The following is a 23981-nucleotide window of genomic DNA, read 5'->3' on the forward strand; positions in this document are numbered from 1 at the left end:
GTGATGAAGGCTCAACCATATTGCACACTTCCAGCCTACGTGTCAGCTGGTTGGGGACACCGGCCCGGTTGAGCCCCGCACGGTGAGGTGGGTGGGCATGACGGCCAGGCGCCGGCTGGAGCCCGCGTGCAGGGGGTCGAGTTGTGCCAGGAGCATGGAGACGGCCACGCGCCCGGCCTGCTCGATCGGGGAGGCCATGGTGGTGAGGGGTGGATTGCAGAAGTCGGCGCCGAAGATGTCATCGCAGCCCACAATGCTCATGTCTTCGGGAACGCGGATCCCGCGTTCCCTGAGGCGCTGCAACATGCCGATGGCCAGGAGGTCGTTGAACACGATGCAGGCTGTTGCTCCGGTCCGGGCCGCGGCGTCGGCGGCTGCTGCTCCGGACGTCGTTTTGGGGGTGAAGGGTCCCACCCGGGAGGTCGTCAGCCCTCGATCGCGGCTTTCGTCTTCGAAAGTCTTCCAGCGTTTGGCGTTTGACCATGACGACGCCGGCCCGCCGACGTAGCAGATCCTGGTGTGGCCCAGTGATGTCAGGTGTTCAAGGGCCTGGACAACAGCTCCAGGGGTGTCGATGACCACGGTGGGGGCGTTGGCCGAAGACCTGTTGATGGTGACGATCGCCTGTGAGCTTGCCGCCTCGAGAATCTGGGCATCGGTGAGTCGTGATGCGGCCAGGATGAACCCGTCGGCCGTCCGTTGCATCTTCTGGAGGGTGTCGGCTTCCATCTCGGCAGACTCTTCAGTGTCCACCAGCAACTGCGTGTAGCCGGCTGCTTTGAGCTGGTTCTGGGTGCCCCGGATGATGTCGAAGTAGAACGGGTTGGTGACGTCGGGAACCAGGAGGGCGATGGCATTGGTGCGGCCGGAGCTGAGCCCGCGGGCTTGTGAGCTGGGCACGTAGTTGAGTTCAGCCGCCACTTTTTCGATGCGTTCGCGGGTGGCTCTGTTCACGCGGTCCGGGTTGGAGAGGGCCCGGGAAACGGTGGACGTGGCCACCCCCGCCAGCGCGGCGACGTCCCGGATGGTGGGTGCGGATCCCCGTGCGTTTGTCTCAGCCATAGGAAGATTGCACCATTCATGGCAACTTTTGGCAACCGCTTGCCGCACCATTGCCGGACTCATAGACTCGATGCCGAAGCCCCTGTGACGTAGACCACTACTGGGCTGTGTATCCAAGGAGGAAACAATGAGGTTTGCACCATCAGCCAAGCTTGCCGCCGTCGCTCTGACTGCTGCTTTGGCACTGACAGCCTGTGGGGGGAGCGGCAGCAGCACGTCGGCCAGCTCCGGGGGTGCCGTCGACGGGGCCGGGAAGACATTGAATGTCCTGACCGGCGTCAACAACCAGTATCCGGAAGAGCAGAAGAAGTGGCAGAGTGACATCGCCGCCAAATTCAAGGAAAAGACCGGCGCTGAGGTGAAGTTCGAAACCTTCGCCTCAGCCAACGATGAACTGACCCGTATCCAAACTTCCGTTGTTTCCGGCCAGGGCCCGGACGTCTACAGCCTGGGCACCACCTTCACACCCACCGCCTACGCCACCAAAGCTTTCGTGACCCTTTCCGACGACGACTGGAAGAAGGTCGGCGGGAAGGACCGGTTCAACCCTGCCGCGCTGGGCATTTCAGGTCCGGATTCCGAGCACCAGGCGGGCATCCCGTTCGTCAGCCGTCCGTTCGTCATGGCCTACAACAAGGACCTCTTGGCAGCGGCCGGTATCGAAAAGCCGGCAACCACGTGGGACGAACTCGCCGAGCAAGCCAAGAAGATGACCAACGCCGGCGCAGGAACCTACGGCCTGGCCACCGGATACAAGGACAACTTTGATCCCTGGAAGTTCATTTGGGCCATGTCCGTTCAGGCAGGCAACCCGCTGGTGGACGGCGACAAGCTGAAGATGGATGACCCCACCGTCAAGAAGGCCTACGAAACCTACTTCGGCTGGCTCACCAAGGACAAGGTGGTGGATCCGGCAGCGATCGGCTGGAGCAACAGCAACGCGGTAGCTGCCTTCGCGTCCGGCAAGGCCGGATACCTGATGATGACCACGTCCAGCTCCATTCCCACCCTGGACAAGTCAGCCGTCGCCGGCAAGTACGCCTACTCCATCATGCCCACCACGGCTCCGGGCGAATCTTCCCCGAAGGGCGATGGCGACAAGGCCGCGAGCATCCTCTCCGGCGACAACGTAGTGGTTGCCGACTACTCGCAGCAGAAGGACCTGGCGTTCGCCTACATCGAGCTGATCACTTCCAAGGACGAGCAGCTGAACTACCAGAAGATCTTCGGCGAGCTTCCCGCCAACGCCGAGGCGCTCGCCTCCCTGACTGATCCGAAGCTGCAACCCATCGCCGATGCCGCCGGCAAGTCGAAGGCAACTCCCTTTACCGGTGCCTGGGGTGATATCCAGTTGGGTCTCCTCAACGTCACGGTCCAGTCCATCCCGGACCTGGCCAAGGGATCCGTTGACGAGAGCGCCCTGGAATCACGGCTGAAGGACGCACAGTCCAAGGGCCAGGCTTCCCTCGACCGGGCCGCGAAGTCCTAGGCAGGGTCTCCCATGTCCACTGATTCCTTCAGGGAAATGAAACCCGTGTCCGGTCCGGCTGCCCATGGGCAGCTGGCCCGGTCCGGGCCACCGGAACCAGCGCTCGACGCCGGTGCCTCGCCGACCACAGGCACAGGAGCCCTCCAGCCGGCGGGCGGTGGCCGGAAGCCCGTCCGCCGCAAGGGCCTGAGTGAGCGGAACCGTCCACTGTGGATGCTGATCCCCGGCGGCGTCCTGATGTTCGTCATCATCGTGGTTCCGCTGTTCCTGGGTATCTACATGTCGGCCCTCAACCTCGACCAGTACTCGCTGCGCAAGTGGGTCAGCGCGCCGTTCATTGGTGTCGAGAACTTTGTGGAAGCGCTGACGAATTCGCCGCTGCTCCACTCGGTGTGGCTGAGTGTCAGCTATTCACTGATCGCCATGCTGGTGACCCTGCCGTTGGGCATCGCCGCGGCTGTTGCAACACAGAATGCCTTCAAGGGCCGCGCACTGGTCCGCTCGATCTTCCTGATCCCCTACGTGCTGCCCTCCTTTGTGGTGGCAACGGTATGGCGGACCATGTTCCAGCCGGACGGAGTAGTCAACTCGGCGCTGAACGTCTTCGGGATAGATGGCGGGTTGTGGCTCAACGGACCTCAAACGTACTGGACCCTGATCCTGGTCCAGATCTGGGCTTCATGGCCGTTCATTTACCTGCTGGCCCTTTCCGGCCTGCAGTCGGTGGACCACGAAGTCCATGAGGCATCGGCGTTGGACGGTGCGCTGTGGTGGAACAAGCTGCGGTATGTAGTCTTCCCGTACCTCAAGGGACCGCTGGCGCTGGCCTTCCTGATCGGCATGCTCCACCACATCAACAACTTCACCCTCCCGTTCGTGCTGTTCGGAGTGCCGGCTCCGGCCGACGTCGAAGTGCTTCCGATCCTCACCTACGTCACCAGCTTCCAAAGCTTCCGCTTCGGCCTCAGTGCCGCCATGGCGTTTGTTTCCCTGGTGTTGATTGCCATTCCACTGTTCATCTACCTGCGCGCCGTCAAGCTGGACGACGCTGAGACGCCGGGAGGCAAGAAGTGAGCGCATCAACCACCTCCGTCCGCGGCACGGCCCGCAGCGGTTCTGGCGGGACCACGTTCAGGCCTGGTTCCAGGCGGCAGCACGAAGTGACCCGGCTCCTGCCCGGCCCCATGCTGGCGATCATCCTGACAGTCCTGAGCGCAATCGTCCTGATCCCCGTGGCGTACATCTTCCTGGCCTCGGTCAACTCTGACATCGGTGTGGCCAACGGCGAGTTCTGGCCCTCCACGTTCTCCTTGGAGAACTACACCAAGATCTGGTCCAGCGTCGGTCTGGCGAAAGGCCTTGGCAACAGTGTCCTGGTAGCGGGGGCCACCGCGGTGGTTTCAGCGGCGATGTCCGTCTCCATTGCCTACGTCCTTGTCCGCTACCAGTTCCGCGGTCGGCTCTCCATCCTCCGCGGCCTCCTTGCACTGCAGTCGGTCCCGGGAACCCTGATGGTCCTTCCTGTCTTCGTGCTCTTCTCCTCGGCGGCCAGCTACCTCGGCGTCCAGGTGATCGGCACGCAGTGGGGACTGTTCATCACCTACCTGACGTTCGCGATGCCGTTCTCCACCTGGGTGATGGTCACCTATCTGCGCGGCCTTCCGCGCGAACTGGAAGAGGCTGCAAGGATCGACGGCGCCAGCAACCTGGGCGTCCTGGTCCGGATCATCCTGCCGCTCAGCTGGCCCGGAATCGTGGTCTCGGGAATCTTTGCTTTCCTGCTCGGCTGGAACGATGTCCTCTTTGCCTCGGTGATGACCAGGCCCGACAGCCAGACGGCAGCAGTGGCACTCCAGGTGTTCGGAGCCTCGCAGGAAGGCGGAGCCATTCCCCTGTACGGGCAAATGATGGCGGCCTCGCTCGTGTGCGCGGCACCCGTCGTGATTCTCTACCTGATTTTCCAACGTTACCTAGTGGGCGGCCTGACCGCCGGAGGAGTTAAGTAGCAATGACCGGTCCAGCAACAGTCCAGTGGACGCTTTCGGGCTTCGGAGACGAGATCGACGACGACCCGGTCCTGCAGATCGCAGTCCTTCAGGCTTTGGGGGCGAACCACATTGAAGTCCGCAGCGCATGGGGGACCAACATCGTGGATCTCGGTCCTGAACAGTTGGCGGAACTCAAGAAGCTCCTGGACGCAGCGGGCATGGGTGTTTCCGCCATCGCTTCCCCCATCGGCAAGGTGGATGTCACGCTTCCGGTGGAGCACGAGGTCGAACGCCTCCGCCGGGCAGCGAACGCCGCCCAGGTTCTTGGCTCCCGCTACATCCGGATCTTCTCCTTCTATTACGGAGAAGGCGTGGACGTGCACAGCATCCGGGACGACGTCATCGAGCGGATGCGGGCCTTGGCCGACGTCGCCGAAGAGTCCGGTGTGGTCCTCCTCCACGAGAATGAGAAAGATATCTTCGGAGACACCCCTGAACGGGTGCTCGACATCATCGAGTCCGTGAATTCACCGGCCCTGAAAGTCGCGTGGGATCCGGCCAACTTCGTCCAGGTGGGCGTGAAGCCGTTCGACGAAGGCTACGCCAAGCTCCGTCCCCACCTCGAGTACCTGCAGGTCAAGGACGCACGGTTCGCGGACGGCGTCGTGGTTCCTGCCGGTGAGGGCGACGGCGATCTGCTCCGCACCGTGGAGGCGTTGAAAGCCGACGGCTTCGTTGGATTCGCGAGTCTCGAACCACACTTGGCCGGAGCCCACGGCCTGGGCGGCTTCTCCGGGCCGACCGCTTTCGGGATGGCAGCCCGGGCCTTTGCCAAAGTCGTTAACGAAGCAGGAGTGGAAACCAAGTGAGCACCGAAACGTCCAACCCCATCCTCAACGTCGCCATTGCCGGTTGCGGCACCATCGGGCGCACGCACGCCGCATCGGTTGCCGAGATTGCTGATTTGCAGGTCACGGCCCTGGTGGACGAGATCGCCGAAGCCGCAGACGCGTTGGCCCAGCACATCGAAGACCAAGGCGCGGCCCGGCCGGCCACGTTCCGGAGCGTGGACGAAGCGTTCGCAGGTGCCGACGTCGATCTTGTCATCATCGCCACGCCCAGCGGACTGCACATCGAGCAGGCCTTGGAAGTACTCAACGCCGGCAAGCATGTGGTGATCGAAAAGCCACTGGACGTGAACCTCAACCGCGCTGACGACATCCTTGCCGCAGCGAAAGCAGCAGAAGAGAAAGGACTGGTGGCAAGCGTCATCAGCCAGCACCGCTTCGATCCGGCGAGCATCGTGGTGGACGAAGCCCGCCGGGCGGGACGCTTCGGCCGCCTGACGTCGGCCATCGCTTCCGTGAGCTGGTACCGCAGCCAGGGCTATTACGACTCCGGCGCGTGGCGGGGCACCTGGGCCATGGACGGCGGCGGAGCGGTCATGAACCAGGGCGTCCACACGGTGGATCTGCTGCTGTGGTTCCTGGGTACCCCTGTTGAAATCAGCGCCAAAACGGCTCTTCTGGCGCACACCGGTGTTGAAGTTGAGGACACCGCAGTGGCCACCGTGACGTTCGAATCCGGCGCCCTGGCAGTACTCCACGCCACCACCGCCGCCTACCCGGGGCTGAGCGTCCGGCTGCAGGTTATGGGCAGCATGGGATCAGCCGTGATCGACAGCGACAACCTCCAGTTCTTCCACGCAGCCGCCACTGAGGAAGAGACACAGAGCGGACCCATGGGGATGCCCGGCGCCAGCAACCAGGCCGAGACAGAACTCGCCAGGTTCGCGGACCCGGCGCCGCAATCAAAGCTGGACCCCACCCTTTATCCCGCCGGCCACATCCGCCAATACCGGGACGTAGTGGATGCCATCCGGAACGGGCGGCCCGCAGGGGTCACCATCGAGGACGCTGTGCGGGCACTGGCCACCGTGCGGGCACTGTACGTTTCGGCCACACTGGGCCGCCCCGTGCTCATTGCTGATGTGGTTGCCGGCAAGTACAACGACGTTGAAGTGCGCACCGGCAACGGCCACTTCGAGGAGGTTTCCGCATGAAATTCTCGGTCTTCACGGCCTCCACACCGGAATGGACGCCGCAGGAAGCCGCCACGGAGCTGGCGGCCCAGGGGTGGCACGGCATCGAATGGCGGGTCACGGACCAGGCTGAATCGCCGGAACCGGGCTTCTGGGCAGGGAATAAGGCCACCTGGCCCATGAGCGGTCTCGAGGAATCACTGCCTGGGATTACCCGGATCACAGCGGATGCCGGCCTGGAATACTCAGGCCTGGGCGGCTACGCCCGTTGTGACAACCACGACGGCGTGGAGCGCGTTCTCGCCGCCACGGCCGCCTTGGGTGCGCGGCAGGTCAGGGTCAACGTCCTGCCGCTGGGCAATTCCACCATGGGAGGCGGCGAGCCCAGCGGATTGTCCTACCCGGAAGTGTTCGCGGCTACCCGGGAACACTACGAGTGGGTGGCCGCACGCGCTGCCCACCATGGCGTCAAGGCACTTGTGGAGTTGCACCACGGGACAGTGACCGCGTCCGCCTCGTCCGCCCGCCGGCTCCTGGAAGGCCTGGATCCCCAGCATGTGGGCGTCATCCACGACCTCGGCAACCTGCTGATTGAAGGCTGGGAATCGCCGTTGCCCGCCCTGGAGTTGCTGGGCCCGTACCTGTCACACATCCATGTGAAGAATGCCCGCTGGGTCCGCACGGACGAGCGTGACGAGTCCGGAGCCGCTGTGTGGGTGAACCAGTGGGCCCCGCTTGCCGAAGGGCAGGGGAGTGTCCTGGCGTACTTCAAAGCCTTGGCCAAGGTCGGTTATGACGACTGGGTGACGGTGGAGGACTTCTCCACGGACCTTCCCCTTGCCGAGCGCACCGCCGGAAATCTCCAGTACCTGCGCCGGGTAGCAGAGCTGGCCGGACTGTCAGTTCCTGCCAGTGCCGATCTCTCCGCCGGTTCCATCCCGAAAGGCTGACCATGTCCCATTCCCTTGCCACCCACCCCGACCGCCTCCTTCCAGCGGACCCGGGGACGCGCAGCATCGCGCGTTCCTTGTTGGAGCGTGTCCAGGACCTGCCCATCATTTCCCCGCATGGGCACGTGGACGCGGCAGTGATCGAACAGAACACGCCCTTCCCGGATCCCGCGGCCTTGCTGGTCACCCCGGACCACTACGTCACGCGGCTGATCCATGCATCCGGCGTTCCGCTGGCGCAGCTCCAACCCGGGGCCGGGGCCCGCAACATCTGGCGATCCTTCTGCGAGGCGTGGCCCTTGTTCGATGGCACCGCCTCCGGCTACTGGCTGCGGACCCAGTTCGAGTCGGTCTTCGGGTGGCAGGGTGAATTGTCTGCAGAGACCGCGGAGGCAAGCTTCGATGCCATTTCGGCCAAGCTCGCGGAGCCCGGGTTCCGCCCTCGTGAGCTCTTCAAGGACTTCAACATCGAGGTCCTCGCCACCACGGACGATCCCCTGGACAGCCTGGACAGCCACCGTGCGCTCGCCGCTGACCCGTCGTTCCACGGCCGCGTGGTGCCCACCTTCCGCCCGGACGCGTACATCAACATCGCGCACCCGGCGTGGACGCCCAACGTGGAGCGTCTCATCGCGGAAGCGTCCGACGGCGGCAGTGGCTACCAGGGGTACCTCACCGCCCTTGCGAATCGCCGCCGGTATTTCGTGGACCACGGAGCAGTGTCAGCCGACCACGGCGTGAGGACCCCGGCAACCCTCAAACTGGACCAGGCCGAGGCGGAAGCGCTGTTCAACAAGGCGCGATCCGGCCAAGCCACGAGCCTGGACCGCGACGTGTTCGAAGCCCACATGATGTACCAGATGGCGCGGATGTCGGTGGAAGACGGCCTGGTGATGACCATCCACCCAGGCTCCTTCCGCAACCACCACCAGCCCACCTTCGAAGCCTTCGGAGCAGACACCGGCCACGACATCCCCGTGGCCACCAACTACACCGAGGCTGTCCGGCCGTTGCTGCAGGACTTCGGGACCGCCAAGGACTTCCACCTGGTGCTGTTCACCCTCGATGAGACCGTCTTCTCCCGCGAACTCGCCCCACTTGCAGGCTTTTACCCCTCGGTCTACATCGGCGCCCCGTGGTGGTTCCTGGATGCGCCCGATGCCATGCTCCGGTTCCGTTCGGCCGTCACGGAAACCGCCGGTTTTTCCAGGTCGTCAGGGTTCATCGATGACACCCGGGCCTTCTGCTCCATTCCCGCACGGCACGACGCCTCCCGCAGGATTGAAGCCTCGTTCCTTGCGCGGCTGGTTGCCGAGCACCGCATCAGCGAGGACCGCGCGCACGAGTTGATTGTCGACGTCGTCGATTCTTCCCCGCGAAGGGTCTTCAAACTGTGAGTGCCGGGCAGACGCCCCCGAGGCTGAGCCGGGCCACTGCGTTTCCGGGGCAGGCCACTCCGCCGGTCAGGATGGTGCACCTGGGCCTGGGCGCTTTTCACCGTTCCCACCAGGCCTGGTACACCCAGCACGCCGGAGACGCTGCCGATTGGGGGATTGCGGCCTTCACGGGGCGCCGGCCTGACGCTGCGGAGATCCTGACGGAGCAGGACGGCGTCTTCACTGTGGTGGAGCGGTCAGGCGTGGGCGACAGCTTCGAGCTCATCGGCAGCATTGTCGAAGCCGTGGATGGTTCCGACGTCCGGCGGTTGGCCGGGCTTGTGGCGGCCCCCAGTACGGTTGTTGTCACGCTGACCATCACAGAAGCGGCGTATGCGGCGGCCGGGGCGGGAACCCCGCTGGCACGCCTGGTCACGGCGCTCGCCGCCCGCAAGGACGCCGACGCCGGGCCGATCGCCGTGGTCAGTTGCGACAACCTTGCCGAAAACGGCCTGGTGGCCCGGAAGGCGGTGCAGGCCCTCGCGGAGGCGACTGACCCGGCCTTGGGCGAATGGATCAACGCCAACGTGAGCTTCGTGTCCACTTCCGTGGACCGGATCACGCCGCGGACCACCCCTGAGGACCTTGTGGAAGTCGCCGAACAGTGCGGCTACCGGGATGAGGCTGCCGTGGTGGCTGAACCGTTCCACAACTGGATCCTCAGCGGTGACTTTCCCGGCGGGCGTCCCCGGTGGGAGGAGGCAGGCGCGATTTTCGTGGAGGACATCGAGCCCTATGAGAACCGCAAACTCTGGCTCCTCAACGGGGCGCACTCCATCCTTGCCTACGCCGGCCTGGTCCGGGGCCACGCGACCGTGGCGGAAGCGTTGTCCGACGACGTCTGCAGGTCCGCCGTGGAGGAGTTTTGGGACGAAGCCTCCCGCCATCTGCCAGATGAAGGGCTGGATATTCCCGGCTACCGGAAAGCCCTGCTTGATCGGTTCGGCAACTCACGGATCGCCCACCATTTGACGCAAATTGCCATGGATGGAACAACCAAGTTGCGGATGCGCGCCCTGCCTGTCCTGGCCGCTGAACGTGCCCTTGGCCGTTCCGGAGACGGCGCCGCGCGCATGATCGCGGCATGGATCGCGTACTTGTCCGCCACGGAAGACTTCCAGGATCCCCTGGCAGATGACATCAGAACCGCAAAAACGCTCGACGGCGAGCAGCGCACCGCTGCGCTGCTGGGGCTCATCAGCCCCGGGCTGGCCGAGGACAGTGCCTTGGTTTCCCATATTCACCGGCAGCAAGACGCCATTGCCGCTCCCCGCACCCACGCATAGACCCTTGGAAGGATTGCCACACCATGAAAATCATTGCTGCTGAAGTCTTTGTGACCAGCCCGTCCCGTAACTTTGTTACTTTGCGTATCACCACGGAGGACGGTGTGACGGGCATTGGTGACGCGACGCTCAACGGCCGTGAACTCGCCGTTGCCGCGTACCTGAAGGAGCACGTGGCGCAGTTGCTGATCGGTAAGGATCCGCACCGGATCGAGGACACCTGGCAGTTCCTGTACCGCAGCTCCTACTGGCGCCGTGGCCCCGTGACCATGGCGGCGATTGCCGCCGTCGACATGGCCTTGTGGGATATCAAGGGCAAGGTGGCCGGGCTGCCGGTCTATCAGTTGCTGGGCGGTGCTTCCCGCAATGGCCTGCGCGCCTACGGCCACGCCTCGGGTGCGGATATTCCGTCGTTGTTCGACTCTGTCCGGGAGCACTTGGAGTTGGGCTACAAGTCCATCCGCATCCAGACCGCGATCCCCGGGATCAAGGCCGTGTACGGTGTGGCTGCCCAGGCACAGGCCTCGGGCGAGCGTTATGACTACGAACCCGCCGGCCGCGGTACCTTCCCGCTGGAGGAGGACTGGGACACCCGCGCCTACCTGCGCCACCTGCCCACTGTGTTTGAAGCAGTGCGCAACGAGTTCGGCCCCGAGATCCCGCTGCTGCACGATGGCCACCACCGCATGACCCCCATCCAGGCCGCCAAGCTCGGCAAAGCCCTGGAGCCCTATGACCTCTTCTGGTTGGAGGACTGCACCCCGGCCGAAAACCAGGAAGGCCTGCGCCTGGTCCGGCAGCACACCACCACCCCGCTGGCCATCGGTGAAATCTTCAACACGGTGTTCGACTTCCAGACCCTCATCAAAGAGCAACTGATCGACTACGTCCGTGCGGCCTCCACCCACTTCGGTGGTATTTCACCGTTGAAGAAGGTCATGGACTTCGCCGCGCAGTACCAGATCAAGTCCGGTTTCCACGGCCCCACGGACATCTCCCCGGTAGGTTTTGCCGCCCAGCTGCACGTGGGCCTGGCCATCCACAACTACGGCATCCAGGAGTACATGCAGCACTCGGACAAGACCAACGAAGTCTTCCAGCAGTCCATGACCTTCAAGGACGGCTACCTGCACCCCGGCGAGAACCCCGGTATCGGCGTCGAATTCAACGAGGAAGCCGCTGCCGCATTCCCGTACCAGCAGGCCTACCTGCCCTACAACCGGCTCGTGGACGGCACTGTTCATGATTGGTAAGGCGGTCATGATTGGTAAAGAGGGTTCTGGTGCTCGCCACCACATCGTGGTGATGGGTGTTGCCGGCTGCGGCAAGAGCACGGTGGGTGCCGCCCTCGCCGAACGGCTCGGCGCTGGCTTTCTCGACGGCGATTCGCTGCACCCGCAGGCGAACATCGACAAGATGGCCTCGGGTACTCCGCTGAACGACGACGACCGCGCCCCATGGCTGGCCGAAATCGGAAGGCGGTTCCCGGCGTCGGACGCTTCCTTGGTGATCGCGTGCAGCGCGCTCAAGCGCTCCTACCGGGACATCATCCGCAGCGCCGACCCGTCCGTGGTGTTCGTACACCTGCAAGGGACGCGCGAACTGTTGGACGCCCGCATGAAGGCGCGGCCCGGACACTTCATGCCGGCGTCGTTGCTGGACTCCCAACTGGCCACCCTGGAACCTTTGCAGGACGACGAAACCGGGGTGGTGGTGGATATCGCACAGCCCATCGAGGACATCGTGAATCATGTGGGGGCGGCCCTGACGGGACTCAAGGACGCAACGACGGAGCGCGTCTGAAGCGCTGTTGTTTGCGCCCGCCTCCATTGAGGTACTCCTCAAACCCGGTATCGCCCACAGGGCGGTGCCGGGTTTTGTCGTCCGGGGAGCGGCGCGGGTCATTGTGAACGCTAACAACGTTGTAAATCAAGACTTTGGCAAGGGGTGGTTCACTGCAGCCATTTCGTGATCTGCAGCACTTGACCGCGAGTATTGTTAGCGTTCACAATGGCAGTCGCAATACCTTTTGAACGGCTTGTGCAGCCCCCAGCACGCAGGCCTCATCCAGCTTCACCGTGCCGGACGCGCAGATGCTCCGGCTGCATCAGAGTTCGCGGCACTGCTGCCGCGGAAGGAGAGCAACGTGAGATTGAAAAAACTCCTGGGCGCCGTAGCGGTTGTCCTAACCTTGACCGTCGGAGCCACAGGCTGCGGCAGCCGTGGAGGCGCGGCGGAGTCTTCCAGCAGCGCAAAGCCCAGCGATTCGCTGGTGGGCATTTCGATGCCGACCCAGACGTCGGAGCGTTGGATCGCAGATGGTGCCAATGTTGAGAAGTCCCTGAAGGACCTCGGCTACAAGACGGACCTGCAGTTCGCCAACGATGACATCCCCACGCAGGTTTCCCAGATTGAGAACATGCTGACCAAGGGTGCGAAGGCACTCATCATCGCAGCCATCGACGGCACCACGCTGACGGACGTCCTGGCGAAGGCCAAGGAACAGAACGTCAAGGTCATCGCTTACGACCGCCTCATCAACGGAACGCCGAACGTGGATTACTACACCACGTTCGACAACTACACCGTGGGCGTCCAGCAGGCCACATCACTGCTGACGGGTCTGGGACTCGTTGATGCCAGCGGCAAGAAGGTAGAGGGCAAGGGCCCGTTCAACGTCGAATTGTTCGCGGGCAGCCCGGACGACAACAACGCCAACTTCTTCTGGACCGGCGCAATGGACACCCTCAAGCCGTACCTGGATGCAGGCACCTTGAAGGTCCCCAGCGGCCAGACCAAGTTCGAGCAGGCAGCCATCCTCCGCTGGCAGGCACCCGTTGCCCAGAAGCGCATGGAAGACATCCTTACCTCGGCTTACAGCTCCGGCACCAAGCTGGATGGCGTGCTGTCCCCGTATGACGGCCTGTCCATCGGCATCATTTCCGCCCTGACCAGCACCGGCGGCTACTCCACCGGCAAGCTCCCGGTTGTGACCGGCCAGGACGCCGAAAAGGGTTCCGTGAAGTCCATCATCGCCGGCGAGCAATACTCCACCATCTTCAAGGACACCCGCCAGCTGGGCGCGCAGGCCGTGAAAATGGTTGACGCAGTACTCAAGGGCAGTGAGCCCGAAACCAACGACACCAAGACCTACAACAACAAGGTCAAGGTTGTTCCGGCCTACCTTCTGAAGTCCGTCATCATCACCAAGGACAACTACAAGAAGGAACTCATCGACTCGGGCTACTACACCGAAGCCGACGTCAAGTAACCACCTCCTCCATCTGTGGCCCCACCGACCTGTGCTGCAGCGCGCAATTTCCAACGCGCAGCGGTGGGGCCACAGCATCCCCAGAGCCTGTCGAGTCCTCGGCCCGGCCAAGTTTCAACCAGTCAGCGGGAATTGACGATGAACGTACCCATTCTTCAAATGCGAGGAATCACCAAGACTTTCCCCGGTGTAAAAGCCCTCCAGGACGTCACCTTGGACGTCAACCGAGGTGAGGTTCACGCCATTTGTGGTGAGAACGGAGCCGGGAAATCCACCCTCATGAAAGTGTTGTCCGGCGTCTACGCCCACAACACTTTCGACGGCGACATTCTGTTCGAGAATGAAGCCTGCGAATTTTCGAGCATCACGGACAGCGAGAAGCGCGGCATCGTGATCATCCACCAGGAACTGGCGCTGAGCCCCTACCTGTCGATTGCGGAGAACATTTACCTCGGCAACGAGCTGGCCAGGAATGGCTGGGTGGAATGGCGCAAGACCAACCTGGAGGCCGCCAAGCTGCTGGCGCGCGTGGGCCTGAGCGAAAATCCCGTAACGCCCATCCAGCACATCAGTGTGGGCAAGCAGCAGCTCGTGGAGATTGCCAAGGCACTCTCCAAAGAGGTGAAGCTGCTCATCCTGGATGAGCCCACCGCAGCGCTGAACGACGAAGACTCCGACCACCTGCTGGACCTCATCCTGCACCTCAAAGGCCAGGGCGTCACCAGCATCATCATCAGCCACAAGCTCAACGAGATCCGCAAGGTGGCCGACGCCGTCACCATCATCCGCGATGGCAAGTCCATCGAGACACTGCGCCTGGACCAGGGGCAGATCACGCAGGAGCGCATCATCCGCGGCATGGTGGGACGCGACCTCGAAAGCCTGTACCCGGACCGGACCCCCAACATCGGCGAAGAAGTCCTCCGCATCGAGGATTGGACGGTCCAGCATCCACAGGACCACTCGCGCATGGTGGTCAGCAACGCCAACCTGACGGTCCGGAAGGGGGAGGTTGTTGGTTTGGCCGGCCTGATGGGTGCGGGCAGGACCGAACTCGCAATGAGTGTTTTCGGCCGCACCTACGGCCGCGCGGTCTCCGGCAAGGTTTACAAGTATGGCCAGGAGATCAACACGTCCACGGTTTCGGATGCCATCGAGCACGGCATTGCCTATGCCACCGAGGACCGGAAGCACTACGGCCTGAACCTGATAGAAGACATCAAGCGGAATATTTCCATGGCCGCCCTGAACAAGCTGGCCAAACGTGGTTGGGTGGACGGCAACCAGGAAACCACGGTGGCCAACCACTACCGCAAGAGCATGAACATCAAAGCCCCCTCGGTTGCCGCGATCACGGGCAAGCTCTCCGGCGGAAACCAGCAAAAAGTGGTGCTCAGTAAATGGATGTTCTCCGACCCCGACGTCCTGATCCTGGACGAACCCACGCGCGGGATCGACGTCGGCGCCAAGTTTGAGATCTACACGATCATCGCTGAGCTGGCGGCTTCGGGGAAAGCGGTGATTGTGATCTCCTCCGAACTGCCGGAACTCCTGGGTATCTGCGACAGGATCTACACGCTCTCAGCGGGGCGCATCACCGGCGAGGTCCCCATCGCCGAAGCCACCCAGGAAACCCTCATGCACTACATGACTCAAGAGAAGGAATAGCCACCATGTCCGCCCTACGAGAATCCCTTGGCTTCCTCACAAGCCGCCTCCGCCAGGTTGGCATCTTCGTCGCCCTGATCCTGATCGTCATCCTCTTCCAGGTCCTCACCGACGGCATCCTCCTCGAACCCCAGAACGTCACCAACCTGGTGGTCCAGAACAGCTACATCCTGATCCTTGCCATTGGCATGGTGATGGTCATCATCGCCGGCCACATCGACCTCTCCGTCGGCTCGATCGCGGGCTTCATCGGCGCCGTGGCAGGTGTGATGATCGTGCACTGGGGCTGGGCCTGGTGGCTTGCCATCCCGGCGTGCCTCCTGGTGGGGGCCCTTGTTGGTGCATGGCAGGGTTACTGGATCGCCTACGTCGGCATCCCCGCATTCATCGTCACCCTGGCCGGAATGCTGATCTTCCGTGGTTTGACCCTGATTACCCTCAAGAACCAGCAGATCACCCCGTTCCCGAACGAACTGCGCGCCCTCGGTGGCGGCTTCCTGCCGGACATCTCCGGCGGCACGTCCGTCCTTGAATGGTTGACAGTGATCCTGGGTGTTGGCGGTACGGCTGCCATCCTTTTCCAGGCTTTGAAGGAACGCCGGGTCCGCCGCAAGTTCAATCTCGAGAACGAACCGATGGCTTGGTTCGCCGTCAAGAACGGTTTCATCGCGCTCCTGATGCTCATCATCACCTTCCTCCTGGCCAGCTACCGTGGAACCCCGATTGTCCTGGTTGTCCTGGCAGTCCTTGTGATTCTGTACTCGGCCCTGATGAGCAACAGCATCTTCGGCCGCCACACCTATGCCATTGGCGGCAACCTCCACGCCGCCGAGCTGTCCGGTATCAAGACCAAGAAGGTCACCTTCCGGCTCTTCGTCAACATGGGCGTCCTGGCTGCACTGGCGGGCTTGGTCTTCACGGCCCGCCTGAACTCGGCACAGCCCGCCGGCGGCACCGGTTTCGAGTTGGACTCCATCGCTGCGGCCTTCATCGGCGGCGCAGCTGTCCAAGGCGGCATCGGCACCGTGGCGGGAGCCATGATCGGTGGCCTGATCATGGGCGTCCTGAACAACGGTATGTCCATCCTTGGCCTGGGCACCGATTACCAGCAGCTCATCAAGGGCCTGGTGCTTTTGCTGGCTGTCGGCTTCGACATCTTCAACAAGAACCGGACCGGTGCCGGTGGAGGGTCCTCCATGGGCCGCCGTTTCAAGTGGAAGACCACACCCCCGGCAACCGAGGCAGCTCCGGCAGCCAAGGCGGAGCCCGTGGGCGTCGACGCGAAGTAGCGTCCGATGCCACGCGGTGAACAGCCGCCCACACTGCGGCCCCGGGTATTGCCCGGGGCCGCCCCCGATTCACCGAGCCGGCCGCCGGTGATGGGGGATGTGGCCAAGATGGCCGGGGTCTCGCACCAAACAGTTTCCCGTGTCCTGAACGACCACCCGAACGTCAGCCACAACACCAGGCAACGGGTTGAAGCGGCGATAGCCCGCCTCGGCTACCGCCGGAACACCGCCGCACGCAGCCTGGTGACGCGGCGGTCCCGGACCATTGGTGTTCTTGCCTGCGAAACTGGACAGTTCGGACCGGCGAACACGTTGCTCGGAGTTGAGCAGGCGGGCAGGGAAGCAGGGTACTTCGTCAGCATCGCGAACCTTCGCGAAGTGACAAGTGACAGCATCAACGACGCCATGGGCCACTTCCGCAGCCAATCCGTGGACGGCATCGTCATTCTGGTCCCACATCCCGATGTCCTTGCGGCCTTGGACGACGTTTCAGTACCCGTGCCCATCGTGGCCGTTGGGGCCGGTGCGGGAAACCAACTCACCGGGGCGTCCCTCAACCAGCGTCTGGGGGCCCGGCTGGCCGTGGAACACCTGATCGGACTGGGACACCGCAGCATCGCGCATATTTCCGGGCCAACACACTGGATTGACGCCGCCGAACGCATCGAGGGCTGGCGGGAGGCAATGGGCGCGGCCGGACTCGAAGCGGACGTCCTGCTCCAGGGCGCCTGGGATGCCGCATCCGGTTACCAGGCCGGACTGGAACTCATCGACTACGGCTCCGTGACCGCTGTGTTCGTGGCGAATGACCAGATGGCCGTCGGAGTCCTCCGCGCACTCCAGGAAGCGGGCCGCCACGTACCCGGCGATATCAGCGTGGTGGGGTACGACGACCAGCCGGAGGCCGGGTTCTTCATGCCTCCCTTGACCACCATCAAACAGGACTTCGAAGAACTCGGACGCAAGACCATGGAAGAGATGCTGCACCAGCTGGAGGGGCAGGCCGGAACCCGGGACCAGATTGTGGATCCGCGTTTGGTCATCAGGGCAACCACGGCGGCGCCAGCACACTCTACGGCGGCACACTAAACTAGGAGCCATGACTTCCACCAGTACCCCTGCAGTCGACACTGCTGCTGCCCGTGCCCGCCTTCTTGAACTCATCAAAGAACTGGCGGTGGTCCGCGGCAAGGTGATCCTCTCCAGCGGCAAGGAAGCTGACTACTACATCGACCTGCGCCGCATCACCTTGCACCACGAGGCCTCCAAGCTGGTGGGCCAGGTCATGTTGGCAATGATCGACGACGCCGGCGTTTCAGTTGAGTGCGCAGGCGGACTCACCATGGGCGCCGACCCCGTCGGTACCGCGGTGATGCACGCCGCTGCCGATGCCGGCCGTGCCGTGGACGCTTTCGTCGTCCGCAAAGCCCAGAAGTCCTACGGCATGGGTCGCCAGGTGGAAGGTCCCTCAGTGGAGGGCCGCAACGTAGTGGTCCTCGAGGACACGTCCACCACCGGCGGCTCCGCGCTGACCGCCGTCGAAGGTGTCCGCAAGGCCGGCGGCAACGTGGTGGCCGTGGCCGTGATCGTGGACCGCAACACCGGTGCCAAAGAGAAAATCGAAGCCGAAACCGGCGTTCCGTACCTCTTCGCTTTCGGCAAGGACGAACTGGGCCTCGACTAAAAACCGCGGGGATGTAAGGCAGTGCCCGTGACGCCTATGCTTGCTGCGTGGACGTGCAAGTAGGCAAGCTCCCGGCGCCGCCGGAGGTGACTGAAAACCCTCCGGCGCCGGTAACTCCGGAGCCGGAAACGGCAGGGGATCCGGGCTCCTGGGCCCGGGTCCTGCCTTACGCTGCGCGTCTCAAGAAGACGTCCCGCCGTAATTTCCTTACCTTCGCCGGTATTTCCGCTGCGCTCGCCGGGGACATGCTTTTCACCCGGCGTGTTCAGGCCGAGCGCCGCGCCACAAAGATCCTTCGCGTCCCCGATCCGTACTCGGACCTGTACTTTCCCAAGGCCAGCTGGATCCTCTTTCCCGGGTACAAAACCAGCTGGGAAGAGGCCCAGTGGATCCTCAACTCGCTGCGTCCTGCCCTGCACCAGCGCGGCCGCCTGGCCGCCGTCGGGTATTCCAACCTGGGCCTGGACGTCGACGAAATAGTCCGCGCAGTCATCCTGCATGTCCGTGAGCTGGAACTCGAGAAGCTGTATTTCTACGGCCACAGTTTCGGCGGGATGCTCGCCACGCAGGTTGCTGCGCGTCTGCTGGAACTCCATGGGGTGGAAACGCAGGTGATCGTGCTGGACTCGAGTCCGTTCAGCCGCGCAGACGTCTTGGACCAGAGCTGGTTCGACGGCGTGGTGTTCCTCTATGAGAATGGCTTCCGCGTTCCTTCGGTGCTGCGCGGCGGCTATGAGCTGGGGGAGCGTGTGGTTCACAAGGACGAGCGCACCTGGCGGCAAATCCTGGATCAGACCATGGAGCAACTGTCACCCATTGCTCCGTCCAGTGTGCTGATCCAGACAGAGTCGGCCTATATTTACCACTTTGACGGGCTGCGGTTCGCGGGCAAGATCGGCGGCGCCAAGATGGCGTTCATGGGCAACTCCAAGGACGGCACCGTGGACTATGAATCGGCGCGTGCCGGGTGGAGCAAGGTGTTCGGCGCCAACATGGCCCTGCCCACCCTGAGCACGGAGGGCGCACGGCCGGCCCATGCGAGTCCGCAGTGGAACGCCAGCGTGTACCGGCCATTGCTGGAACAGGTCCAGAACGAGCTCCTGCCCCTGCCCCCGGAACCGGAGGAGCCTTCCTACCGGGAGCCTAATGGCAAGGTCATCAGGCCCGCCTGAAGCAGGACGCCTGCAGTTCGGTGCGCTCCAGTTCAGCGCAGCGCTTCAACCTCGACGGCGGTGAGGCCCGCCTCGCGCAGGAAGCCGCCAACGTCCCCGAATTCCTTGGCGAATCCGGCCAGGAAATGCCGCATGGCAGCTTCCGGGCTCTGCAGGATCATGAGGTCAGGGCTGAAGTACTTTGCGGGGGTGGAGGGGACGCTGAGTCGCCACGTTTCGGCCATGACCTCCAGGACGTCCGGCAGGTTGGCCGTGGTGGCCACGTAGTCCGCCACTACCTCGTCCTCGGTCCCGCCTGTGGCAAGAAGCCCGATCGCGGAAACCACTCCGGTCCGGTCCTTTCCCAAGGAACAGTGCACCAGTGTGCGCTTGCCACGGGCTACGGGCCGCAGGGAATCTGCCACCCATTCGGGTCGCAAACGGACCCAGCCGAGGTACAGCTCGCCCAGGTCCTCGGCCGTCTCCACCGCTTGGAGCGACCCCGCAATGGCATTTGGGTCCAGCGGGTTATGGATGAGTTCGACGGCGGGGGCGGCGACGGCGGCAGGCTCGCCGTCGCCGTCGTGAACCAGACCGTCGTGGACCAGCCACGGAACGAGGGAGCGCTCGAGCTCGCTGCGCAGGTCAACGATGGCTTGGATGCCGTGCTCCGCCAGGAACCCGGATGTTGCTGCGGCGTCCAAGCCGAACGGCTGGCTCCCCCTGAGAATCCGTCCCCCGGCCAGGGGTCGCAGATTGAGCACAGCCATCGCTTTTCCTTCCTAGATCTGGCTCTTGAGGTCGGCCACGGAGTCCAGGATCTGGTTGGGCCGGAACGGGAAGGACACGATCTCCTCCCGCTGCGTGATACCGCTGAGCACCAGGACCGTGTGCAGGCCCGCTTCCATGCCTGCCACGATGTCGGTGTCCATGCGGTCGCCGATCATGGCCGTGGTCTCCGAGTGGGCATCGATCTGGTTCATGGCTGAGCGGAACATCATGGGGTTCGGTTTGCCCACGATGTACGGTTCGCGGCCCGTGGCCTTGGTGATCATGGCCGCGATGGCACCGGTGGCCGGCATGGGACCGTCCTTGGAAGGCCCGGTGGCATCCGGGTTGGTGGCGATGAAGCGGGCCCCCGCCAGGATGTGGCGGACGGCCATGGTGATCGCCTCGAAGGAATACGTGCGGGTTTCGCCGAGGACCACGAAATCGGGCTCGGTGTCTGTGAGGATGAATCCGGCTTCGTGCAGGGCCGTGGTGAGGCCCGCCTCGCCGATGGTGTACGCACGGTTGCCCGAATCGGAGGACTGCACCTGGTCCTTGAGGAACTGTGCCGTTGCCAGTGCGGAGGTCCAGATGTTCTCTTCCGGGACTTCAAGGCCGGATGCCCGGAGGCGTGCTGCGAGGTCGCGGGGCGTGAAGATGGAGTTGTTGGTCAGCACCAGGAAGCGCTTGGACGTGTCCACCCAGCGCTGGATGAGTTCAGCGGCGCCGGGGATGGCCTGGTTTTCGTGGACGAGGACGCCGTCCATGTCCGTGAGCCAGCATTCGATCTCGTGGCCATTACGGTAAACCGACGTGGACGGGTGGGGCGTGGTTTCTTCTGCCATATTTGCCTCCGGCTGGGGTTGTTCATGCACTGCTCCCCAGTCTTTCATCATTCGGGCGGCTGGACATCCTGCGATTCCCCTTGTGTGGGTAGTTCTGCCCATGTGGATAAGGCCTTTGACTTGTGTCGCCCGCGGTGAACTGCACTACGCTTGTGGCGGCGCAGGCGTGCCATCACCGTGGGTCGGGGGATCGGCATGGTGGATTTTTTGTGCCGCTGGCGCCCCAGCAGGTCCCTCGTTCCGGATAGACCACCGGTTACGTCCGCCAGGATGTTCCGGTGCCCACTGCATGTGAAAGGGCCTTGCTATGAGCAACAACAACGGCATACCGCAGCCTCCCTACAACCCGGACGGCGTCCCGCAACCGCGCTATGACACTGGCAAAGACCAATACCGCCAGTACCAGCCCGGACAGACGCAGCCCATGTACCAGCCGGAAGCCCAGCAGCAGGGCCAGCCCGGCCCGCCGCAGCCTGGCCAGCCGCAGGACGCTCCGACGCAGGCCTTTCCTGCGCAGCACAACCCCACCCAGGCCTTCCCCGTGCAGCAGGGCCAGCCGCAGCCCGGCCAGCCCGGCTACCCAAACCAGCCCGGCTACCCAAACCAGCCCGGGTTCCCGCCACCATGTGCCGGTTACCCTGGACAGCCCACGGGACCGGGCCAGCCTGGCTACCCAAACCAGCCCTCAGGCCCCGGCCAGAACCCGGGTGACCACAACAAGAAGTCCCTGTTCCTGATCCTCGGCGGGGTCGCCGTCGTCGCGATTATTGCCCTGGTGGTGGCGTTTACGTGGCTGATTCCGTCGATGACCAAGCCGATTGCCGTTGACTCGCCGTCGCCCTCGGTGACTTCTTCGGACGAGGCGTCCGACGCGGCGGCTGAACCTTCCACAGAGGCTCAACCTTCCACCGAGGCCGAGCCGTCGGGTGGGGCCTCGTCGTCCACTGACATCCCCGCCGGCGCAATCCCGCTGCCGTCAGCGTGGGAAAACTTCGCCGGCCCCAGCAACGTTCCGGCCGACGGCGACCCCCTGTTCAGCAAATGGGTCACGGGAGAATCGTCCTTCCAATACCTGGCGGAGTGGACCCACGACGAGTCGTTCGGCATCACCAAGGATCCCACTACGGGTGAAGAGATCCAGAAGAAGGCCCAAGGCACCGCAGAAACCGACGGCGACGGAATCGCGCTCGCCTACGCCTTCTTCGCGGAGTCGGAGGAAGGTAAATTCGGCAAGGATCCGGCGGAGATCAAGAAGGCCCTGGAAGACATCGAGGCCAGGTACAAGGGCATGACGGCCACCGAACTGCCCCAGAACCTGGTTGGCCACAAGTGCGCCTCGGACTTCAAAACCTCCATGCCGGAAATCCGTGAATTCCGTCGCGGTGCGGCCGTGGTTGTCGGATTCACCTGCACCAACGCCCGCGGAGAAGCCATCCAGGCAGTCAACCTGTTCGCTGTAACGCCTTGGGGAACGCCGCAGATGCTCGGCGTCAGCGGACACAAAGAATACTGGGACGCACACCCCGGACTCTTCGAACAGCTGGCCAACTCGTACCGCATCAACAAGTGGAAGATGGGCTAAGGCAGGACCAGCTCCGTCTAAGGCACTCCTACCACGTCGCCGCCCTGCTGGCCGAGCGCGACGAATGATCGTCCTGAATGATCGTCGCCGCGACGGCTGGGCGGACGTAGGGGAAGGACCGCTCGATTGCGCCGCACAGCTCCGCGGGTTGAGGCCGGGGTGGGGCAGACCGAATCCGCTTGATACCTGCGATATCCAGCGACGGCTTCCCTGTCATATGTCGTAACGGGACTGCCGGAGCGGCTTTAATGCAAGAGTGCGTGCTTGGGCGAAAGAAGTCGGTATATATCGCATCCCGGGGCGTCATCAGCGGGCAGCTCCTGGAACGCTGCAAACGCGGTCCGGGATCAACTGCGAGACAAGGAAAGTGAGCGCAAATGCCTCAGAATGAGGAGCCGATTCCACTCTTGCGTGACGGTCAAGAGGAAGTCGTCCGAGCCATCAGGGAAAGCGAAAGCACTTTGCGCTTGGCAAAAGAAGATGCCGAGCGGCACCCGTTGATTCAAATGGCCATCAAACAGGGTGAGACCCTGAACAACGTCTGGCTGATTCAACAAGGACAAGAGCTTGTTGCCCGGGTTCGGGTAAAGAAGAAGGAGACGGGTAGGTTCTTCATCACCGCGACCGTGACATTAGGCGTCGTTGTTGTGGCGGCTACAACCATTCGCCATCGTAAAAACAGTGACTAGACACTACTGGTGAGCCGCCGCCGGCCGTTCGACATCAGCGAACAGGCAACCTCAATGGCAGGGCTAAAGTTGAGGGGTGACTGACCTTCCCCCTGATACAGCCCTGCCCACCCCTGTCGAATCCCCGGAGGGAACCACAGAGGAAGGTGAGGCCGAAGCGAAGGCAGAGGTCGGCGTCGGACCCTGGGAAGGCGAGTGGCCCGTTGGCGAGCACTGGGATCCGGACCTCCTGCGCGACGGCGACCGGCGCAACGTGGTGGACCAGTACCGCTATTGGAAGCACGAAGCGATTGTCGCCGACCTCGACTCTAAGCGCCACGACTTCCACATCGCCATTGAGAACTGGCAGCACGACCTCAACATCGGGACCGTGGTGCGGACTGCCAACGCGTTCCTCGCCAAGGAGGTCCACATCATTGGCCGACGGCGGTGGAACCGTCGCGGAGCCATGGTCACCGACCGCTATCAGCACGTCCGCCACCACCCCACCGTTGAGGATTTCGTCCAGTGGGCCGAGGGGGAGGGGCTGGCTGTCATCGGCATCGACATCTTCCCGGATTCCGTGCCGCTGGAAACCTACGACCTCCCCAGGAACTGCGTCCTGGTATTCGGGCAGGAAGGCCCCGGCCTCACGCCCGAGGTGCACGATGCCGCCGTCGCAACCCTGTCCATTGAGCAGTTCGGCTCCACGCGATCCATGAACGCGGCGTCCGCTGCGGCCATCGCCATGCACGCCTGGGTCCGCCGCCACGTCTTCCAGCAGCCGGTCTCTTAGCTCCCCG

Annotated in this window: 22 protein-coding genes; 19 read left to right on the forward strand and 3 right to left on the reverse strand. The window is 63.5% G+C overall.

Annotated elements, in window-relative coordinates; translation table 11 throughout:
• Positions 1-42: 42 nt before the first annotated feature.
• A complete protein-coding gene (locus IEY62_RS16490) occupies positions 43-1062 on the reverse strand; it encodes a LacI family DNA-binding transcriptional regulator (RefSeq protein ID WP_189019798.1) in 1020 nt (339 codons plus the stop codon).
• Positions 1063-1189: 127 nt separating this feature from the next.
• On the opposite strand from IEY62_RS16490, the gene IEY62_RS16495 reads away from it, so the two are divergent.
• The 16 genes from IEY62_RS16495 (at position 1190) to IEY62_RS16570 (ending at position 19336) form a co-directional block, all read left to right on the forward strand.
• Entirely contained in the window at positions 1190-2551 is a 1362-nt protein-coding gene (locus IEY62_RS16495; protein WP_189019800.1) for an ABC transporter substrate-binding protein, read from the forward strand.
• Between the two features lie 12 nt (positions 2552-2563).
• Positions 2564-3625, forward strand: a complete 1062-nt coding sequence (locus IEY62_RS16500; protein WP_189019802.1) for a carbohydrate ABC transporter permease — start codon at positions 2564-2566, stop codon at positions 3623-3625.
• Positions 3622-4557 (forward strand): carbohydrate ABC transporter permease, encoded by a 936-nt coding sequence (locus tag IEY62_RS16505; protein ID WP_189019804.1) that lies wholly within the window; start codon positions 3622-3624, stop codon positions 4555-4557. Before IEY62_RS16500 ends, IEY62_RS16505 begins: the two co-directional genes overlap by 4 nt.
• 2 nt (positions 4558-4559) lie before the next feature.
• Positions 4560-5408: a sugar phosphate isomerase/epimerase family protein gene (locus IEY62_RS16510; protein ID WP_189019806.1), complete on the forward strand. Its 849-nt coding sequence runs from the start codon at positions 4560-4562 to the stop codon at positions 5406-5408.
• On the forward strand, positions 5405-6601 hold the full coding sequence (locus IEY62_RS16515; RefSeq protein ID WP_189019808.1) for a Gfo/Idh/MocA family protein: 1197 nt from the start codon (positions 5405-5407) through the stop codon (positions 6599-6601). The genes IEY62_RS16510 and IEY62_RS16515 overlap by 4 nt, the downstream gene beginning before the upstream one ends.
• Positions 6598-7530: a sugar phosphate isomerase/epimerase family protein gene (locus tag IEY62_RS16520; protein ID WP_189019810.1), complete on the forward strand. Its 933-nt coding sequence runs from the start codon at positions 6598-6600 to the stop codon at positions 7528-7530. The genes IEY62_RS16515 and IEY62_RS16520 overlap by 4 nt, the downstream gene beginning before the upstream one ends.
• A 2-nt stretch (positions 7531-7532) precedes the next feature.
• Positions 7533-8927 carry a glucuronate isomerase gene (gene uxaC / locus IEY62_RS16525; RefSeq protein ID WP_189019812.1) on the forward strand — a complete coding sequence of 465 codons (1395 nt, stop codon included), beginning with the start codon at positions 7533-7535 and terminating at the stop codon, positions 8925-8927.
• Positions 8924-10252 (forward strand): mannitol dehydrogenase family protein, encoded by a 1329-nt coding sequence (locus tag IEY62_RS16530; protein WP_189019815.1) that lies wholly within the window; start codon positions 8924-8926, stop codon positions 10250-10252. Before uxaC ends, IEY62_RS16530 begins: the two co-directional genes overlap by 4 nt.
• A gap of 23 nt (positions 10253-10275) precedes the next feature.
• The gene (gene manD, locus IEY62_RS16535; protein WP_189019817.1) at positions 10276-11505 is read left to right on the forward strand and encodes a D-mannonate dehydratase ManD; all 1230 of its coding nucleotides are present in this window, start codon (positions 10276-10278) and stop codon (positions 11503-11505) included.
• A 7-nt stretch (positions 11506-11512) separates the two neighbouring features.
• The gene (locus tag IEY62_RS16540; RefSeq protein WP_229785389.1) at positions 11513-12055 is read left to right on the forward strand and encodes a gluconokinase; all 543 of its coding nucleotides are present in this window, start codon (positions 11513-11515) and stop codon (positions 12053-12055) included.
• 343 nt (positions 12056-12398) lie between these two features.
• Positions 12399-13523 carry a multiple monosaccharide ABC transporter substrate-binding protein gene (chvE, locus tag IEY62_RS16545; protein WP_229785390.1) on the forward strand — a complete coding sequence of 375 codons (1125 nt, stop codon included), beginning with the start codon at positions 12399-12401 and terminating at the stop codon, positions 13521-13523.
• Between the two features lie 138 nt (positions 13524-13661).
• Entirely contained in the window at positions 13662-15191 is a 1530-nt protein-coding gene (gene mmsA, locus IEY62_RS16550) for a multiple monosaccharide ABC transporter ATP-binding protein (RefSeq protein WP_189019819.1), read from the forward strand.
• A 5-nt stretch (positions 15192-15196) separates the two neighbouring features.
• Complete coding sequence (mmsB, locus tag IEY62_RS16555) at positions 15197-16480, forward strand: multiple monosaccharide ABC transporter permease (protein ID WP_189019821.1); 1284 nt, start codon at positions 15197-15199, stop codon at positions 16478-16480.
• A 90-nt stretch (positions 16481-16570) separates the two neighbouring features.
• The gene (locus tag IEY62_RS16560; RefSeq protein WP_189019927.1) at positions 16571-17569 is read left to right on the forward strand and encodes a LacI family DNA-binding transcriptional regulator; all 999 of its coding nucleotides are present in this window, start codon (positions 16571-16573) and stop codon (positions 17567-17569) included.
• Between the two features lie 10 nt (positions 17570-17579).
• Positions 17580-18164, forward strand: coding sequence for an orotate phosphoribosyltransferase (gene pyrE / locus IEY62_RS16565; RefSeq protein WP_189019823.1), 585 nt, complete (start codon positions 17580-17582; stop codon positions 18162-18164).
• A gap of 47 nt (positions 18165-18211) precedes the next feature.
• Positions 18212-19336: an alpha/beta hydrolase gene (locus tag IEY62_RS16570; RefSeq protein ID WP_189019825.1), complete on the forward strand. Its 1125-nt coding sequence runs from the start codon at positions 18212-18214 to the stop codon at positions 19334-19336.
• A gap of 32 nt (positions 19337-19368) precedes the next feature.
• On the opposite strand, the gene IEY62_RS16575 is transcribed toward IEY62_RS16570, so the two are convergent.
• Entirely contained in the window at positions 19369-20085 is a 717-nt protein-coding gene (locus IEY62_RS16575; protein WP_189019827.1) for a tyrosine-protein phosphatase, read from the reverse strand.
• A gap of 12 nt (positions 20086-20097) precedes the next feature.
• The gene (locus IEY62_RS16580; RefSeq protein WP_189019829.1) at positions 20098-20928 is read right to left on the reverse strand and encodes an HAD-IIA family hydrolase; all 831 of its coding nucleotides are present in this window, start codon (positions 20926-20928) and stop codon (positions 20098-20100) included.
• Positions 20929-21235: 307 nt separating this feature from the next.
• On the opposite strand from IEY62_RS16580, the gene IEY62_RS16585 reads away from it, so the two are divergent.
• From IEY62_RS16585 to IEY62_RS16595, 3 genes are all read left to right on the forward strand, one after another.
• Positions 21236-22510 carry a RodZ family helix-turn-helix domain-containing protein gene (locus tag IEY62_RS16585; protein WP_189019831.1) on the forward strand — a complete coding sequence of 425 codons (1275 nt, stop codon included), beginning with the start codon at positions 21236-21238 and terminating at the stop codon, positions 22508-22510.
• A 377-nt stretch (positions 22511-22887) separates the two neighbouring features.
• On the forward strand, positions 22888-23199 hold the full coding sequence (locus IEY62_RS16590) for a hypothetical protein (RefSeq protein WP_189019833.1): 312 nt from the start codon (positions 22888-22890) through the stop codon (positions 23197-23199).
• A 76-nt stretch (positions 23200-23275) separates the two neighbouring features.
• Positions 23276-23974, forward strand: a complete 699-nt coding sequence (locus tag IEY62_RS16595; protein WP_189019835.1) for a TrmH family RNA methyltransferase — start codon at positions 23276-23278, stop codon at positions 23972-23974.
• Positions 23975-23981: the final 7 nt, after the last annotated feature.

The sequence above is a fragment of the Paenarthrobacter histidinolovorans genome (genome assembly GCF_014647595.1).
In the GTDB taxonomy this organism is placed as follows: domain Bacteria; phylum Actinomycetota; class Actinomycetes; order Actinomycetales; family Micrococcaceae; genus Arthrobacter; species Arthrobacter histidinolovorans.

Coding starts and splice junctions, on each gene's coding strand:
- IEY62_RS16560 (WP_189019927.1), top strand. CDS start 16,571: ATGGGGGATGTGGCCAAGATGGCCGGGGTCTCGCACCAAACAGTTTCC.
- IEY62_RS16575 (WP_189019827.1), bottom strand. CDS start 20,085: ATGGCTGTGCTCAATCTGCGACCCCTGGCCGGGGGACGGATTCTCAGG.
- IEY62_RS16495 (WP_189019800.1), top strand. CDS start 1,190: ATGAGGTTTGCACCATCAGCCAAGCTTGCCGCCGTCGCTCTGACTGCT.
- IEY62_RS16590 (WP_189019833.1), top strand. CDS start 22,888: ATGCCTCAGAATGAGGAGCCGATTCCACTCTTGCGTGACGGTCAAGAG.
- IEY62_RS16585 (WP_189019831.1), top strand. CDS start 21,236: ATGAGCAACAACAACGGCATACCGCAGCCTCCCTACAACCCGGACGGC.
- uxaC (WP_189019812.1), top strand. CDS start 7,533: ATGTCCCATTCCCTTGCCACCCACCCCGACCGCCTCCTTCCAGCGGAC.
- IEY62_RS16500 (WP_189019802.1), top strand. CDS start 2,564: ATGTCCACTGATTCCTTCAGGGAAATGAAACCCGTGTCCGGTCCGGCT.
- IEY62_RS16580 (WP_189019829.1), bottom strand. CDS start 20,928: ATGGCAGAAGAAACCACGCCCCACCCGTCCACGTCGGTTTACCGTAAT.
- IEY62_RS16490 (WP_189019798.1), bottom strand. CDS start 1,062: ATGGCTGAGACAAACGCACGGGGATCCGCACCCACCATCCGGGACGTC.
- pyrE (WP_189019823.1), top strand. CDS start 17,580: ATGACTTCCACCAGTACCCCTGCAGTCGACACTGCTGCTGCCCGTGCC.
- mmsB (WP_189019821.1), top strand. CDS start 15,197: ATGTCCGCCCTACGAGAATCCCTTGGCTTCCTCACAAGCCGCCTCCGC.
- mmsA (WP_189019819.1), top strand. CDS start 13,662: ATGAACGTACCCATTCTTCAAATGCGAGGAATCACCAAGACTTTCCCC.
- IEY62_RS16540 (WP_229785389.1), top strand. CDS start 11,513: ATGATTGGTAAAGAGGGTTCTGGTGCTCGCCACCACATCGTGGTGATG.
- IEY62_RS16510 (WP_189019806.1), top strand. CDS start 4,560: ATGACCGGTCCAGCAACAGTCCAGTGGACGCTTTCGGGCTTCGGAGAC.
- manD (WP_189019817.1), top strand. CDS start 10,276: ATGAAAATCATTGCTGCTGAAGTCTTTGTGACCAGCCCGTCCCGTAAC.
- IEY62_RS16520 (WP_189019810.1), top strand. CDS start 6,598: ATGAAATTCTCGGTCTTCACGGCCTCCACACCGGAATGGACGCCGCAG.